This window comes from Brachybacterium phenoliresistens (genome assembly GCF_000576425.1).
Lineage (GTDB): Bacteria > Actinomycetota > Actinomycetes > Actinomycetales > Dermabacteraceae > Brachybacterium > Brachybacterium phenoliresistens.
The window spans coordinates 58,477-73,353 of record NZ_KK070006.1 but is presented as its reverse complement, the minus strand read 5'-3'; the positions used below and the strand labels follow the sequence as shown (position 1 = coordinate 73,353).

Here is a 14,877-nt window from a genome sequence, read left to right as displayed (position 1 = left end):
CCGCGAAAGCGGCTTGAATTTGCTACGCCAAGAGAGGTATTCTCCGAGTACCTGTTGCGCTGACCGTTAGAACCCGCCTCGCGAAAGTGGAACAGATCGGGACGATCGCTCGAACGCCCCGAGGTGTCCACCCCGGGGCATCCGTCGCACGGCATCCCGCTGGGCCGTCCTCCCGGGGCGTCCGTTCCGCGTTCGTCCCGGGGCGTCAGCCCCGCTCGATGGCTGCGCGGACCGAGCCCCAGCCCTGCATGATCTCGCGGGCCTCGGGGTACGTCTCCGCGGCGATCGCCTGGACGAGGGCCTCCTCGAGCAGCTCGTCGATGACGACGCGGGCACCGCGGTCGATCGACGCGACGGCCGCCTCGACCATCGCGAAGCTGAGGATGTTCTCGTGGACCTCGCACATCGGCGAGCGCTTCTCCCGCAGGGCGGTGACGAACTCGATGATCGAGGCGTCGATCTGGTCGGGCTCGGGCTCCGCCAGCGCCTGCTCGACGGCGGACTGCAGCTCCCGGGTGCGGTCCTCGTCCTCGGTGCCCAGCACGGGCACGCCCGTGCCGTCCCAGGTCGCCGAGCCGTACGTCGGCAGGCCGCGCGGGTTCCAGGTGCCGTTGTAGACGAACAGCGAGCCGCCGGTCATCTCGAAGGTGCAGGTCACCGTCGCGTCCCCGGCGTACACGCTCCAGGCGGGGTTGGCGCCGTGCGCGGTGACGGCCACCGGGTCGGTGCCGGTGATGTACCGCGCGGTGTCGAAGGCGTGGATGCCCATGTCGCGCAGCAGCGGGTGCTGCTGCTCGGCGCGGAAGCCCGTGTGCTCGTGGAACAGGGAGAAGAAGGCGCTGGTGAGCACCGTCGGCCCATGGTCCGCGATGAAGCGGCGCAGCTCCCGCACCTGCGGGAAGAAGCGGCGGGACTGGGAGACCATGAACGGGACGCCGGTCAGCTCGGCGTGCGCCATCAGGCTCAGCGCCTCGGGCAGGGTCTCGGTGACGGGCTTCTCCCCCAGCACCGGGATCCCGGCGTGCAGGGCCTTGACCGTCACCGGGTGGTGGGCGACCGGCACGGTGGGGTTGATGAGGATGTCCGCGCCGACCTCGAGGGCGAGGTCCACGCCGTCGGTGCCGATGGCGACCGCGGACGGGTCCTCGACCCCGGACTGCGCGATGGACTCGGCGGGCATGCCCTCGACGAGGTCCGCGACGCCGACGAGCTCCGTCACCGGGCTGGAGGCGATCACCCGGGCCCACCATCGGCCCATGCCCCCGGCGCCCACCACCACGGCGCGCAGCGGCGGCTGCCCGGAGGAGTTCGCGACGGCGGCGTTCGGATCGGCGACGGCCCCGGAGGTGCTCGTCGCGGCCTGCAGATCAGATGACACGGGTGATCTCCTCGCCCTCCGCGGTGCGGGCGCCCTCGCGGAACCAGTCGCGCGGGGCGTTGGCGATCTTCACCGGCGCGGCCTCGCGATCCTCGGGGCGGGCCCAGAGCACGGCGTTGGCGAGCACGCGCTGGATCTCCGGCTGGCGGTAGACCGGGTACTCCTGGTCGCCGGGGCTGAAGTAGAACATCTTCCCCTTGCCGCGGTGGAAGACGCAGCCCGAGCGGAAGACCTCTCCCCCGGCGAAGGAGGAGATGAACACGAGCTCGTCCGGGGCGGGGATGTCGAACATCTCGCCGTACATCTCCTGGGCGGGGATGACGATCGGATGCGGGACGCCGCGGGCGATCGGGTGGGACCCGTTGACGGTCCACACGCGCTCCTCCTCGCCCTCGTTGCGCCACAGCAGGTTGCAGGTGGTGCCCAGGAGCCGCCGGAACGGCTTGGAGTAGTGGGCCGAGTGCAGCGGGATCAGGCCCATGCCCTCGTGCACGCGCCGGGCGACGCGCTCGGCGATCTCGTCGGGCACGTCATCGTGGGCCATGTGCCCCCACCAGGTCAGGACATCGGTGCTCTGGAGGGCCTCCTCGGACAGGGATTCCTCGATGTCGTCGAGCAGGGCGATGCGCACCTCCGCCTCGACGCCGTCGGCGGCGAGGAGGCTGCGCAGGCCGTCGGCGATGACCGTGTGCATCCCCTCGGGGTAGATCTCCTGGACCTTCGGGTCCACCTTCTCGTGCCTGTTCTCGCCGAAAACGGCGACGCGCAACGTCATGCTGGCAGCTCCATCGTGGTGTCGTGGTGCCCGGGGCGGGGCGGGGGGACGCCGGCTCGTCGGTGCGGCCGTGCGTGCGGTCCATCGTAGGCACGTCACCCCCGGGGCATGTCCAGAGCAGAGGCGGCATCATCCGATGTTCTCGCGGTGACGCCGCTCACAGCCCTCAGCCCAGCTCGCGCACCCCGAGCAGCAGGGAGCGCTCGCGCAGGTCCTCCTCGAGGGCGCGGAGGGACTCCTCGAGGATGCGGTGGGCCCGGCGCCGGCCCAGGCTGCCGCCCAGGGCGCGGCCCTCGCGGTCGTCCCAGACCAGGCGCAGATCCGTGCCGTGGGGCCGCTCGGCGACGCCGAGGGCGGCGGTGAGGTGCAGCGCCTGTCCTGCGAGGCCGCCGAGGAGGATCGTCGCGCCGCGGCGTCCTCGCTCGAGCTCGAGCGTCGCGGGGGTCTGCGCGCGCACCCGCCAGCCGAGGGTCCCGAGCACCTCGCGCGCGATCGCCGCCGCCTCGGCCGGGGGCACGGAGACCGACAGCACCCGGCCGTGGCGGGCCGGGGCCGCACGCCGGCCGGCAGGGGTCGCGCGCCGACCGGCCGGCATCGGCCGCGGATCAGGCATCGTCGCGGGCGCCCGCCGAGGCGGCGGCCCGCGCCGGGGCGGCGGCTGCCGCCGGAGAGGCGACTCCCGCCGGGGCTTCGACCCCCGCCGGGGCTTCTACCGCGGCCGGCGCGGCGACCCCCGCCGGGATCTCGCGCAGCTCGGCGTTGCCCAGATGGGCGAGGGCGCGGTGCTCCCGGGCGGGGCGCCCGGAGGCGACGGCGAGCAGGATCTGCAGCACGTCCCCGTGGGCGACGAGGACCACCGGGGCCTGCCCGGGGCGGGCGCGGGCCTCCTCCAGCACGGCCATCGCCCGCGCGGCGACCTCCTCGACGCTCTCGACTCCCTCGCCGGGGTGCGCCCCGGAGGCATCGGCCGCCCAGATCCCGTCGTAGGCGGTGGCGGGGCCCTCGTCGAAGGTGCCGAAGCAGCGTTCGCGCAGCCGCACGTCGACCACGGGCTCCGCCGCGCCGATCGCCGCCGCGAACTCCGCGGCCGTCTGCGCGGCGCGAGCGAAGTCGCTCGTGACGATCACCGCATCGGCCCCGAGGCCGCTGCCGGCCCCGGCCGCGCGGGCCTGCTCGCGGCCGAGCGCGGTCAGCCCGACCTCGCTCAGGGCGCGCCGGCCGGGGCGGCTGACGATCAACCCCTCGACGTTCGCGGTGCTCTCGCCGTGGCGCAGCACGAAGATGCGGCCCATCGGCCCGTCCTCCCAGCCCCCGTCAGGGGCTGACGATCTTGCCGGGGTTGAGGTTGCGTCCCGGATCGTTCTGCGCGAACACGCCCCGGATCACGTCGGCGCCGAGGGAGGTGATGTCCTCCTCGATCCACGGCTGGTGCTCGGTGCCCACCGCATGGTGGTGGGACACGGTCGAGCCGTGGTCGACGAAGGCCTGTTGCACCCGGCGCTTGGCGCCGTAGTACTCCTCCAGCGCGGTCTCCTCGGACTCGTACGGGATCGCGAACGTGAAGTACAGGCAGGCGCCCGCGTGGTAGCTGTGCGACATGTGGCAGAACATGAAGCCGGGCTTGCCGACCTCCCGGCGCTGGGCGTGGAACGCGTCGTACACCCGGGAGTGGATCTCGTTGATCCGCGACCAGGTCGCTCCCGTGTCGCAGACGTCGCCGAACACCTGGTGGCTCATGAGGAAGTCGCGCAGGTACGGGGTGTCGAACTTCTTCTGGTCGTAGATCGCGCCGGGGCCGGAGCCCAGGGTGATCCCGCCGTTGCGCGAGACGATCTTCTTCACGATCGACTTCTCGCGCTCGACATGCTCCTTGGTGCCCTCGAAGCACACGTAGGAGATGCACATCTCGCCCTGGGTCTGCCAGCCCTTGGAGCGCAGGTACGCGAACAGGGTGTCCTGCACCTTCGCGGCGACCTTGCCCTTGGTGGAGGTGGGCTCCTTGACCATGGCGAGGCTGAACTCGGTCTCCGGGCCGTCGGACAGACGGGTGAAGGTGGGCGAGACCTCGGACCGGGCGATCGCGTGCATGCCGCGGATCCCGTGCTCCCAGTCGGGGTACATGTAGGCGATGACCTGGCGGACCGACGCCACCCGGTGCACCTGGACGGTGCACTCGGAGATGATGCCCAGGCGGCCCTCGCTGCCCAGCAGCAGCTCGTGCAGGGACGGGCCCGAGTCGCGGCCCGGGATCGCCTTGGTCGAGATCACGCCGCGCGGGTGGACCACCCGCAGGCCGCGCACGATGTCCTCGATGTCGCCGTACTTGTCCGACTGCATGCCGCTGGAGCGGGTCGCCGCCCAGCCGCCGAGGGTCGAGTAGGTGAAGGAGTCCGGGAAGTGGCCCATCGTCCAGCCGCGCTCCTGCAGCTGCTCCTCCAGGTCGGGGCCGTAGACGCCGGCCTCCACGCGCGCCAGGCCGGCGGTCTCGTCGATGTCCACCACGCGGTCCAGGCGGCCCATGTTCAGGGTGATCACGGGCCGCCGCTCGGCGGGATCGGGGGTGACCGAGCCGGAGATGCAGGAGCCGCCGCCGTAGGGGATCAGCACCAGGTCGTGGTCCAGCACGATCCGCAGGACCGCCTCGATCTCGTCCTCGGAGGCCGGGTAGACCACGGCGTCCACGAGCCGCTCGTAGCCGCCGGCGCGCACGCGCACCAGGTCCGGCAGGGAGCGGCCGAAGGAGTGCAGCACCCGGAACTCGTCCTCGAGCAGCAGGTTGTCCTCCCCCACCGCGGAGGCGAGCTGCTCGCGCACCGCCTCGGGCAGGCCCGACGGCGGCACCTCGAGCAGGGACAGGTCCGGATCCGGGTCCGGGACGCTGGTGGCGAGGTCCAGGCTGATCTTGTCCCGGGCCAGCGGCGCGAAGGCAGGCTTGTTGTCGTGGCGGAACGCGACGTCGTCCTGCCCCCAGCCCCACCACTTGTGACGACGGACCTCACGGGCGGTCGGGCGTGCCGTGCCTGCACTCATGCGTTCTCCTCATCACCTGCGGCGCGCGGGTTCGGCGCCCCCAGGATCTCCTCGTAGTGCTCGTCATACAGATTCTGCACGCGAGCGCGGATGCGCTGCATGTACGCCGCGACCGACTCGCCGTCCTCGGCGGTCATCGGCTCGCCGAAGACCACGCCGACCGGCGGCCGGCCCTTCTTCGGCCAGCTGCGGCCCTTCGGCATGGCCTCATAGCCGCCGATGATGGCGGCCGGGACCACCGGCACGCCGACCCCGGAGGCGAGCGCGGCCGCCCCCGGCTTGAAATCCGTCATCCGGCCGGAGGTCTGGCGGGTGCCCTCGGGGAACACGAGGATCGGGACCCCGGCGCGCAGCAGGCGCCGCGAGGTCCCCGAGTTCCGGCGCGAGCCGTCCCGGTCGATCGGGAAGGCGTTGAACATCCACCGCACGAACCAGCGGCGGTACCAGACGCGGAAGAAGTAGTCGGCCGCCACCCCGGTGGAGAGGTAGCGCGCCTGCGTCCACGGCAGCCCCTGCGCGAGCATCGGCGCGTCGAGGTGGCTGGTGTGGTTGGCGACCAGCACGAAGGGGCCGCGGACGCTGCGCACCCGGCGGGCGACCTTCACGGTCTGGGTGACGTTCGCGCGCACCAGGATGCGGAACAGCACCCGCTGCAGCACCCAGCGCACGCGGGCGCGCCACGGCGAGCGGTACTTCGCGAGGTCGCCCTCGGCGTCCTCCCAGCCCTCCGCGCGGCCCTTGGCCGACAGGGACGGGATCCGGCGCGCGGGCTGCTCCGGCGTGCTCGGGGCCATGGTCAGCGCTCCTTGCTGCGACGGTCGCTGAGCAGCGAGCTCAGCCGATGGACCACCGAGCGGGGGGTCCCCCGCAGCGCGGCGGAGATCACCTTCCAGCGCAGGCTCGGCACGGAGATCGGCTTGCCGCGGGCGACGTCGCGCAGGCACCCCTCGACGAGATCGTCCGCATCCAGCCACAGCGGATCCGGGATGGAGGAGCCCTTGATGCCGGCGCGCTCGTGGAACTCGGTGCGCACCCAGCCCGGCATGAGCGCCGTGGCGATCACCCCGGTGCCCTCCAGCTGCACGCTGAGGGACTCGGAGAAGTTCGCGGCCCACGCCTTGATGGCGGAGTAGTTGTTCTGCGTGACCTGGCTGGAGACGGAGGCGACCGTGATGATCCAGCCCTGCCCGCGCGCGGCCATCGCCCGCCCCGCGGCGCCCGAGAGCTTCAGCACGGCGCGCTGCATCACCTCGAAGCCGCGGTCGTGCTCGGAGATGTCGGGATCCAGCAGCGAGGCGCGGACGGAGAAGCCGGCGTTGTTGACGAGGATGTCCACGGGCGCGGAGTGCGCGAACTCTCCATGGTTCTCGAGGCGGTCGGCGACGCGCTGCTGGTCCTCGCGGTCGGAGAGGTCGGCGACCATCGTCTCGACCTCGACGTCGTAGGCGGTGGCCAGCGAGAAGGCGGTCTGCTCGAGGCGCTCGGCGCTGCGGGCCACCAGCACCAGGTCGACCCCCCGCCTCGCATAAGCCTTCGCGAACGCCGCTCCGATACCTGCGGTTCCACCGGTGATCAGGGCCCTGTGCATGGCGGCTACGATACACTAGCGGGGTTCTGCCCAGCCCCGATCCCGGGGCTGTGACCTGCGTGCAGAGACCTGCGCGCACCGTCCTGCGGGCACCTGCCGTGCACGGAGCCCTGCGCACGGGATCCGCCTGCAGGGCACTGCCGCACAGAACCGCTCCTTCCCGGCCCGCACGTGCGGGCCCGCCGACCCAAGGGAACCGCTGCATGTCGAACTCGTCCCCCGCCGCCCGCCAGATCCTCCTCACGGGGGTCACCGGATTCCTGGGCCAGGCGGTCCTGCAGTCGCTGCTCGAGAACACCGAGGACGTCCACGTCACGGCCCTGGTGCGCCCCAAGGGCTCCGTCGGCGGCATGAAGCGCCTGCAGGGCCTGCTGCGCAAGCCCGTCTTCGCCTCCTGGGCCCAGCGCGCCGGGGCCGATGAGGTCCGGGAGATCTTCGACGCCCGGGTGAGCGCGCTCGAGGGCGACCTCACCGCCATGCCGGAGCTGACCACGACCTTCGACACGGTCATCCACTCCGCGTCCTCGGTGTCCTTCGACCCGCCGATCGACGAGGCCTTCCGCACCAACGTCGGCGGCGCCCGCAACCTCTACCAGGCGCTGCGCGACTCCGGGCAGGACCCGCACGTGATCCACGTGTCCACCGCCTACGTCGGCGGCATCTCCAAGGGCCTGCGCCAGGAGGGCCGCCTGGTCCACGACGTCGACTGGTCCGCGGAGTACGACGCCGCCCTGGACGCCCGCGTCCGCGTCGAGGCCGAGTCCCGCCGTCCCGAGACGCTGCGCGCCCGCATGCGCACCGCCGCCCTGCGCGACGGGCGCATGGGCCCCAAGGCCGCGGCCGCATCGGCCGAGGAGGCCCGCCGCGAGTGGATGCAGGAGCGCCTGATCGACTTCGGCCGCACCCGCGCCCAGTCCGTCGGCTGGACCGACATCTACACCTTCACCAAGGCCATGGCCGAGCGCGTGGCCGAGGAGATGTGGGCCGATGCCGGCCACCGCGTCTCCTTCGTGCGCCCGTCCATCATCGAGTCCGCGCTGCGGCGTCCCTTCCCGGGCTGGATCGACGGCTACAAGGTCGCCGACCCGCTGATCATGGCCTACGGCAAGGGCGTGCTGCCCGAGTTCCCGGGGCTGGCCGACTCGATCCTCGACATCATCCCCGTCGACTTCGTGGTCAACGTGATCGTGGCGCTCGCGACCCAGGACGTCTCCCGCCGCGGCGACGAGGCCTACTACCAGGTCGTCTCCGGCGCCTCGAACCCGCTGCCCTTCCACGAGATGGTCAGCGCGGTGCGCGAGTACTTCCTCGAGCACCCGCTGCAGGACGACAAGGGCCGCGAGGTCGCCGTCCCCGAGTGGACCTTCCCGGCCGTGGAGATGGTCGAGCAGAAGTTCCGCGCCAAGGAGATCGCCACCAAGGTCGGCCAGAACGTCGTCGCGCACCTGCCCTCCTCGCGGCGCACCCGCGAGTGGACCTCCTCGCTGCACCGCGCCTCCTCGGGGCTGACGACGCTGCGCAAGTACATCGAGCTGTACCGCCAGTACACCAAGACCGAGATGGTCTTCGACGACGCCAACACCCGTGCCCTGCGCGCCGAGCTGCCCGCCGAGTTCCTCGAGAAGCAGGACTTCGACGTCACCACCATCGTGTGGCGCGACTACTTCCAGGACCTCCACCTGCCGGCGGTCACCGAGCTCACGAAGGCCTACTCCCGCGGCAAGGCCGCGCTGCGCACCCGCGCCGCCCGCCCCGCCGGCCCGCTCAAGGAGTCCCCCGACGCCCTGGCCGTCTTCGACCTCGACGGCACGGTCATCTCCACCAACGTCATCCAGCAGTACCTCGCCGTGGTCCGCGCCACCAAGCCGCGCACCCAGTGGGCCCTGGAGATCGGCTCGCTGCTGCGCACCGTCCCCGCCTACCTGCGGGCCGAGCAGCGCAACCGCTCCGAGCTGATCCGCATGGTCAACCGCCGCTACGAGGGCTACCGGGCCGAGGACCTGCGCGCCCTCATGAGCGGCGAGCTGGGTCGGCGCATCCGCGCCTCCATCCGCCCCGAGGCCCTCGCCCTGATCGAGAAGCACCGCGCCGCCGGGCACCGCACCGTCCTGGTCACCGGTGCGCTCGACGTCCTCGTCGAGCCGCTGGCCGACCTCTTCGACGACGTCGTGGCCACCACCATGGACGTGGACGAGAACGGCGTGCTCACCGGCTACCTCGCCACTCCCCCGGTGGTGGACGAGGCCCGCGCCAACTGGCTGGCCAAGTACGCCGACCAGCGCGGTGCGAACCTCAAGGCCTCCTACGGCTACGGCGACTCGATGGCCGATGCCTCCTGGCTCGAGCTCGTCGGCACCCCCTCCGCCGTGAGCCCCGACCTGGGCCTCTACTCCGTCGCCAAGAAGAAGCGCTGGGCCATCCTCGAGTGGTGACCCCCGGCCCTCGACGGGCGACCCCCGACGCGGCCGCCGGTCGCTGACCCCGGCGGCACGACCTCACGAGTGCCGGGTGGCGAGCCAGATCCCCTGCGGATCCGGCTCGCCACCCGGCACTCGGTCGTCGTGGCGCCGGATCCGCCGCCGTGAGCGCCCGGTCTGCCGGCGCTCGCTGCCCCGCGGGTCCCGGATCCGCCCCGGACGACGCACGGCCCGGGCAGGCGGGGTGCCTGTCCGGGCCGTGCGGAGGGTGACGCGGCGGATCAGCCGGTGTTCTTCAGACCCGCGGCGACGCCGTTGATGGTGGTCAGCAGGGCGCGCTGCAGGCCCTCGTCCACGGGCTCGCCCCGCTCCGCGGCGGCGCGCACGCGCTGGAGCATCGCGACCTGCATGTAGGAGATCGGGTCGAGGTAGCGGTCCCGGACGGTGAGGGTGCGCTTGAGGATCGGCTGGTTGTCCAGCAGGTTCAGCACCCCGGTCAGCCGCTCCATCTCCGCGACGGTGAGCTCGTACTCCTCGCGGATCCGGTCGTACAGCGGCCACAGGCGCTCCGGAACGAGGGAGCGCACGTAGTGCGCGGCGATGTCCATGTCGGTCTTCGCGAGCGTCATCTCGATGTTGGAGACGACGGTGCGGAAGAAGTGCCAGTGGCGGAGCATCTCGTGCAGATCGGCCTCGAGGCCGGCCTCGCGCGCGGCCTTCAGGCCGGAGCCCGCGCCGAACCAGCCCGGGACGATCTGGCGGGACTGGGTCCAGCCGAACACCCACGGGATCGCCCGCAGGCCGTCGAGGCCCTTCTCCGAGGTGGTGCGCTTGGAGGGGCGCGAGCCGATGTTCAGGTCGCCCAGCTGCTCCACCGGGGTGGAGGTCACGAAGTACTCGGGCAGGTCCGGGTCGTCGACCAGGGTGCGGTAGCGGGCGAACGCCGCATCGGACACCTTCTGCATGACCTCGCCGAAGCGGTCCAGCTGCTCCGGGGTCGAGCGCGGGGTGGTGTGCAGCGCGGAGCCCTCGAGGACCGCGGCCATCGACAGCTCGAGGTTCTCGCGGGCGAGCACCGGCAGGGTGTACTTGTCGGAGATGACCTCGCCCTGCTCGGTGAACTTGATCGATCCCTCGAGCACGCCGTACGGCTGGGCGAGGATCGCGTCGTAGGTGGGGCCGCCGCCGCGGCCCACCGAGCCGCCGCGGCCGTGGAACAGGCGCAGGGTCACGCCGTGCTCGGCGGCCGCGTCGCGCAGGCGCCGCTGGGCCTGGTGGATCTCCCACTGGCTGGTGACGACGCCGGAGTCCTTGTTGCCGTCGGAGTAGCCGAGCATGACCTCCTGGCGATCCCCGCGCAGGCGGACGATCTCCCGGTAGGACGGGTCGCTGAGCAGCTCGTCGAGGATCTCGCCGGCGTGGCGCAGCTCCTCGACGGTCTCCAGCAGCGGCGCGAAGCCGATGTCGGAGCGCTTGTCCTCCCCGGCGAGGCTCACGAGCCCCGCCTCGCGGGCCAGCAGCGCGACGGCGAGGACGTCGTCCGCGCCGCGGGTCATGGAGACGATGTACGTCTCGATGACCTCGGGGCCGTAGGTGCGCTGCGCCTCGCGGATCTCGCGGAACACGTTGTACGTGGTGCGGGTCGCGTCGTCCAGGACGGTCGCGTTCTCGGTGAGGTCGCTGCCCACGAGCGGGCGACGGGAGGCGAGCTCGTGGGAGAGCACGCGGGTGCGGGCCTCGCGGCTCAGCTCGAGGTAGGGCACCTCCAGCTCGCCGACGCGGTCGAACAGGCGGGCCAGCAGCTCGTGGTGCTTCTCCGCGTGCTCGCGGATGTCGAGCGTGGCGAGGTTCAGGCCGATGCCGGCGAGGACCTGCTGGGCGACGGCGAGGGAGCCGTCGGCCGCGCGGGTGCCGCCGTGGCGGCGCAGCACGTCGCGCAGGAGCGTGACGTCGTCCTGCAGCTCGTGGCCGTCGCGGTAGTCGCGGCCGGGCACGTGCGGCTCGCCGGAGCGGATCCGCTCGCGGGTCGCGACGAGCTTGGCGCGCATCGCGTCGAGCTTGAGGCGGTACGGCTCCTGCTGGTACATCGACTGCTGCTCGGGGTCGCTGTCCAGGCGCAGGCCGAGGTCCGCGGCGAGGCTCGCGCGCAGCTCCTCGTCGTCGCCGGTGAGGACGCTCGAGACGGACAGCCCGGCCAGCAGCTCGGTGAGCACGTTGATCGAGATCTCGATGGCGTTCTCCGCCTGCAGCAGCAGCACCTCACGGGTGACCTGCGCGGTGACGAAGGGGTTGCCGTCGCGGTCGCCGCCGATCCAGGAGCCGAAGCGCAGCGGCACGGCGCGCTCGCGCAGCTCCGCGCCGTGCTCGGCGAGCTCGTCGCGGAGGTCGTCGAGCAGTCCCGGCATGGTGTGCTGGTAGATCTGCTTGAGGTAGTAGAGGGCGTTGCGCGCCTCGTCCTGCGGGGTGGGGCGCTGGCTGCGCAGCTCGTCGGTCTGCCAGAGCGTCTCGATGAGCTCGGCGAGCGCACGGTCCTGACGGCGGCGCTCCGGGGTGCCCTCCTCGGTCTCGTGCTCGAGGAGGTCGGAGATCGAGCGCAGCTTCGTCAGCACGGCGCGGCGGGAGGCCTCCGTGGGGTGCGCCGTGAACACCAGGCGCACGTCCAGGGAGTCGACGGCCTCCTGCAGGCCCTCGGCGCCCAGCTTGTCGTGGACGGCGCGGATGGTGCGGGCCATCAGCGACTGCGCCGCGGAGCGCTCGCCCAGCGCGCGCACGCGGTAGACCTGCTCGGCGGCGTTGGCCAGGAGGAAGTACTCGGTGAAGGCGCGGGTCAGCGAGGTCGCCTGCTCGATGGGCAGGGCGGCCAGGCGCTCCTGGACGGCCAGGGCGTCCTCGGTGCGGTCGGAGGCCTTGGCCTCCTTGGTCTGGCGGCGCACGTCCTCGACCAGCTCCAGCAGCTCGGGGCCGTGCTGGTCGGCGAGGGTGCGGCCCAGCAGCGTGGACAGCCTGCGGACGGTGGCGCGCAGAGGCGCATCGATGTGCGGGTCGTCCCCGACCACGGGGAACTCGCTGGTCAGGGTGGGAACGCTGAACGCGTCGGCGTCGGGCACGGGGCCTCCTGGAGTTCGGCGGCGCCGGGTCCGGCCGACTGCGCGCGCGGCGGAGCGGCCGGTCGGCACTGAACGGACGGGGGAAAGACTACAACCCGCCCTCAGGTGCGCCGCCACCTGTCCCCCATCTGGGAGTCCCGCAGCGTCTGTGCAGGTCAGGGGGCTCTGAGGTCCTCCGGAAGGCTCGTCACGGCGGTGAGAAGGAACACGCTGTCCTCGAGCGCCTCGATGCCGTGACGGGCGTGGGTGATCGGCTCGAGCTCCCCGGCGACGATCTCCTGCACCGCGTCCTGCCCGGTCAGCGCGATCCGCCCGGAGAGGACCTGGAGGGACGCGGCATGCGGGGCGTTGTGCTCGTGCAGGCGGGTGCCGGAGGTGACGGCGATGATGCTCTGGCGCAGCACCCCGTCGTGGATCAGCAGCTGCGCGCTGCGGCCGTGCTCGGCGATGCGCGCCGCCCACAGGTGGCGCTCGACCAGCTCGGGGATCGTCTCGGTCGCGGAGATCTCGTCCGGGGTGCCGGAGACGGATTCGGACGTGCTCATGGATCCTCCTGGGGTGGCGGAGTGGTCCACATCACTGTATCCGCGCACTGCTCCGGCCGCGGAGCATTCGCACCGATCGCCGTCGCGCCCGGGCACGAGAGAGGCTCCCCGGACACGTCCGAGGAGCCTCTGGCCCATAGGGGCGGAGACGAGAGGATTTGAACCTCCGAGGCGACTTTTCACCGCCTACTCCCTTAGCAGGGGAGCGCATTCGGCCGCTCTGCCACGTCTCCTGGTGCCGTCCGCCGGAGCGTCGGGCACGCCGGATCAGCCTACCCGAGCAGGGCCCGGCGACCAAAAGGACCCGATGCGGATCACGTCACGTCCTCTCGGTCAGTTGAAGCCGATGTACTTCCGGGCGATCCGGTAGGAGGAGCGCACCAGCATCTCGCCGCCGCGGCCGGGCACGGACAGCAGCAGGCCCGTCGGCGAGCGGCGGAAGGCCTTGTACACGCGCGGGTCGGTGCGCTTGACGTACAGCAGCAGGTCCTTGCGGTCGCGGCGGGACTCCTCGGTCCCGGCGAGCGCGGTCAGCGTCAGCGAGACGCTGCAGACGATGGTGGCGTAGTGCAGCAGGTAGCGGCGGTGCCGGGCATCGGCGATCTCCGTCGAGCGCAGCGCGGCCACCAGCAGGCGGTTCACCCGCAGCTGCTGGTCGATGCGGGTGAGCATCACCGACTCCTGCACCGACTGGTCCTCGCGGCCGATGTAGTAGCGGTACAGGTCGATGTCGAGGTAGGCGAGCGTGCGCACCTCCCGCAGCGGGATGGCCGCCATGAGGTTGTCGACGTAGAAGGTGTGCGGGGGGAAGGAGACCCCGGAGCGCCGCAGCACCTCGCGCCGGTAGGTGAGGGCGTGCATGAGCAGGTACCGCCCGACGCGGGGGCGGCGCAGGTCGTCCCAGGTGCAGATCCGGCCCTCGGGGATGAACGAGCCGTAGCGGACGCGGCGGCGGGAGCCGCGGCCCTCGTTCTCGTAGACGTAGTTGGTGATGACCACATCGGGCTGCTCGCCGGAGGTGACCCAGTCGCGCAGGCGGCGCAGGTACTCCCCCAGGGCCAGCGGGTCCGTCCAGTCGTCGCTGTCGAGGACCTTCACGTAGGTGCCGCGGGCCACCGAGATGCCGCTGTCCATCGCCGCGCCGTGGCCGCCGTTCTCGCGGTGGACCGCGCGGACGGTCCCGGGGTGCGCGGCGGCGTAGCGGTCCACGATCTCCCCGGTGGCGTCGCGGGAGCCGTCGTTCACCAGCACGATCTCCACGTGCTCGGGGGCCGCCAGCAGCGGCTCGACGGCGCGGTGGAGGTAGTCGGCGGAGTTGTAGCAGGGGATCACGAAGGACACCAGCGCCGGGGGGACCTCGCCGTCCGCAGGCTCGGCGGGAGACTGCTGCGCGTCCTCGTCCTCGCCCTGCACCGTGATCGGGGCCGTGGCATTCACATCCGTCACCGACACCTTTTCCCTGTTCGCGACCGGGTCTCGGGGGGAACGTACCACGGCGGGGGGAACCGTCCGCGGCGCCGCGCTCTGCTCCTGGCCGGTCACAGGCCGAGCTTCTCCTGCAGCAGCGCGATGTGCTTCGGGGTGCCCACGCGGTACTTCACGAAGGTCAGCACGCCGTCGGCGTCGATCGCGAAGGTCGAGCGGATGGTGCCCTCGACGAGCTTGCCGTACATGTTCTTCTCGCCCCAGGCGCCGTAGGCCGCCATCACTGCGTGGGACTCGTCGGAGGCGAGGGTGTACGGGAGGTCCTGCTCGGCCGCGAAGCGGTCCAGCTCGGCCACCGGATCCGGGGAGATCCCCACGACGCGGTAGCCGGCGTCCACGAACAGGCGGTGGTTGTCGCGCAGGTCGCAGGCCTGCTTGGTGCACAGGCTGGTGTTGGCCGCGGGGTAGAACCAGATCAGGGCCGGCGCTCCCCGCAGATCCTCGAGGCGGACCCGGCCTCCTCCGGCCGTGGCCAGGTCGAAGGCGGGGGCGGTGTCGCCGACGGCGAGCTTGACGGGCGGGGTGCTCACGGGTTCTGGGCTCCTCGGCCGC

Annotated in this window: 12 protein-coding genes and 1 tRNA gene; 1 reads left to right on the top strand and 12 read right to left on the bottom strand. The window is 72.1% G+C overall.

Going from position 1 to position 14,877, the window contains the following annotated elements; all coding sequences use genetic code 11:
• Positions 1–205: 205 nt before the first annotated feature.
• The 7 genes from BF93_RS16890 to BF93_RS16860 form a co-directional block, all read right to left on the bottom strand.
• Positions 206–1,378 carry a Gfo/Idh/MocA family protein gene (locus BF93_RS16890; protein ID WP_038374244.1) on the bottom strand — a complete coding sequence of 391 codons (1,173 nt, stop codon included), beginning with the start codon at positions 1,376–1,378 and terminating at the stop codon, positions 206–208.
• On the bottom strand, positions 1,368–2,153 hold the full coding sequence (locus tag BF93_RS16885; RefSeq protein WP_038374243.1) for a ThuA domain-containing protein: 786 nt from the start codon (positions 2,151–2,153) through the stop codon (positions 1,368–1,370). The genes BF93_RS16890 and BF93_RS16885 overlap by 11 nt, the downstream gene beginning before the upstream one ends.
• A gap of 166 nt (positions 2,154–2,319) precedes the next feature.
• Positions 2,320–2,766, bottom strand: coding sequence for a hypothetical protein (locus BF93_RS16880; protein ID WP_198025474.1), 447 nt, complete (start codon positions 2,764–2,766; stop codon positions 2,320–2,322).
• Complete coding sequence (locus BF93_RS16875; RefSeq protein ID WP_084148659.1) at positions 2,759–3,445, bottom strand: histidine phosphatase family protein; 687 nt, start codon at positions 3,443–3,445, stop codon at positions 2,759–2,761. The genes BF93_RS16880 and BF93_RS16875 overlap by 8 nt, the downstream gene beginning before the upstream one ends.
• 22 nt (positions 3,446–3,467) lie before the next feature.
• Positions 3,468–5,183 (bottom strand): FAD-binding oxidoreductase, encoded by a 1,716-nt coding sequence (locus BF93_RS16870; protein ID WP_038374242.1) that lies wholly within the window; start codon positions 5,181–5,183, stop codon positions 3,468–3,470.
• Positions 5,180–5,977 carry a lysophospholipid acyltransferase family protein gene (locus BF93_RS16865; RefSeq protein WP_084148658.1) on the bottom strand — a complete coding sequence of 266 codons (798 nt, stop codon included), beginning with the start codon at positions 5,975–5,977 and terminating at the stop codon, positions 5,180–5,182. The genes BF93_RS16870 and BF93_RS16865 overlap by 4 nt, the downstream gene beginning before the upstream one ends.
• Positions 5,978–5,979: 2 nt before the next feature.
• On the bottom strand, positions 5,980–6,771 hold the full coding sequence (locus BF93_RS16860; RefSeq protein ID WP_038374241.1) for an SDR family NAD(P)-dependent oxidoreductase: 792 nt from the start codon (positions 6,769–6,771) through the stop codon (positions 5,980–5,982).
• 203 nt (positions 6,772–6,974) lie between these two features.
• Between BF93_RS16860 and BF93_RS16855 the strand changes: the two genes are divergently transcribed.
• A complete protein-coding gene (locus BF93_RS16855) occupies positions 6,975–9,203 on the top strand; it encodes an HAD-IB family hydrolase (protein WP_038374239.1) in 2,229 nt (742 codons plus the stop codon).
• A gap of 266 nt (positions 9,204–9,469) precedes the next feature.
• On the opposite strand, the gene ppc is transcribed toward BF93_RS16855, so the two are convergent.
• From ppc to BF93_RS16830, 5 genes are all read right to left on the bottom strand, one after another.
• Positions 9,470–12,295, bottom strand: coding sequence for a phosphoenolpyruvate carboxylase (gene ppc / locus BF93_RS16850; RefSeq protein ID WP_038374238.1), 2,826 nt, complete (start codon positions 12,293–12,295; stop codon positions 9,470–9,472).
• Between the two features lie 155 nt (positions 12,296–12,450).
• A complete protein-coding gene (locus BF93_RS16845) occupies positions 12,451–12,840 on the bottom strand; it encodes a cupin domain-containing protein (protein ID WP_232226480.1) in 390 nt (129 codons plus the stop codon).
• 143 nt (positions 12,841–12,983) lie between these two features.
• Positions 12,984–13,073: transfer RNA gene (locus BF93_RS16840), tRNA-Ser, on the bottom strand.
• Positions 13,074–13,173: 100 nt separating this feature from the next.
• The gene (locus BF93_RS16835; RefSeq protein WP_198025472.1) at positions 13,174–14,286 is read right to left on the bottom strand and encodes a glycosyltransferase family 2 protein; all 1,113 of its coding nucleotides are present in this window, start codon (positions 14,284–14,286) and stop codon (positions 13,174–13,176) included.
• A 92-nt stretch (positions 14,287–14,378) separates the two neighbouring features.
• On the bottom strand, positions 14,379–14,855 hold the full coding sequence (locus tag BF93_RS16830) for a peroxiredoxin (protein ID WP_038374237.1): 477 nt from the start codon (positions 14,853–14,855) through the stop codon (positions 14,379–14,381).
• Between the last annotated feature and the right edge of the window lie 22 nt (positions 14,856–14,877).

Coding starts and splice junctions, on each gene's coding strand:
- BF93_RS16885 (WP_038374243.1), bottom strand. CDS start 2,153: ATGACGTTGCGCGTCGCCGTTTTCGGCGAGAACAGGCACGAGAAGGTG.
- BF93_RS16880 (WP_198025474.1), bottom strand. CDS start 2,766: ATGCCTGATCCGCGGCCGATGCCGGCCGGTCGGCGCGCGACCCCTGCC.
- BF93_RS16875 (WP_084148659.1), bottom strand. CDS start 3,445: ATGGGCCGCATCTTCGTGCTGCGCCACGGCGAGAGCACCGCGAACGTC.
- BF93_RS16870 (WP_038374242.1), bottom strand. CDS start 5,183: ATGAGTGCAGGCACGGCACGCCCGACCGCCCGTGAGGTCCGTCGTCAC.
- BF93_RS16865 (WP_084148658.1), bottom strand. CDS start 5,977: ATGGCCCCGAGCACGCCGGAGCAGCCCGCGCGCCGGATCCCGTCCCTG.
- BF93_RS16860 (WP_038374241.1), bottom strand. CDS start 6,771: ATGCACAGGGCCCTGATCACCGGTGGAACCGCAGGTATCGGAGCGGCG.
- BF93_RS16855 (WP_038374239.1), top strand. CDS start 6,975: ATGTCGAACTCGTCCCCCGCCGCCCGCCAGATCCTCCTCACGGGGGTC.
- BF93_RS16845 (WP_232226480.1), bottom strand. CDS start 12,840: ATGAGCACGTCCGAATCCGTCTCCGGCACCCCGGACGAGATCTCCGCG.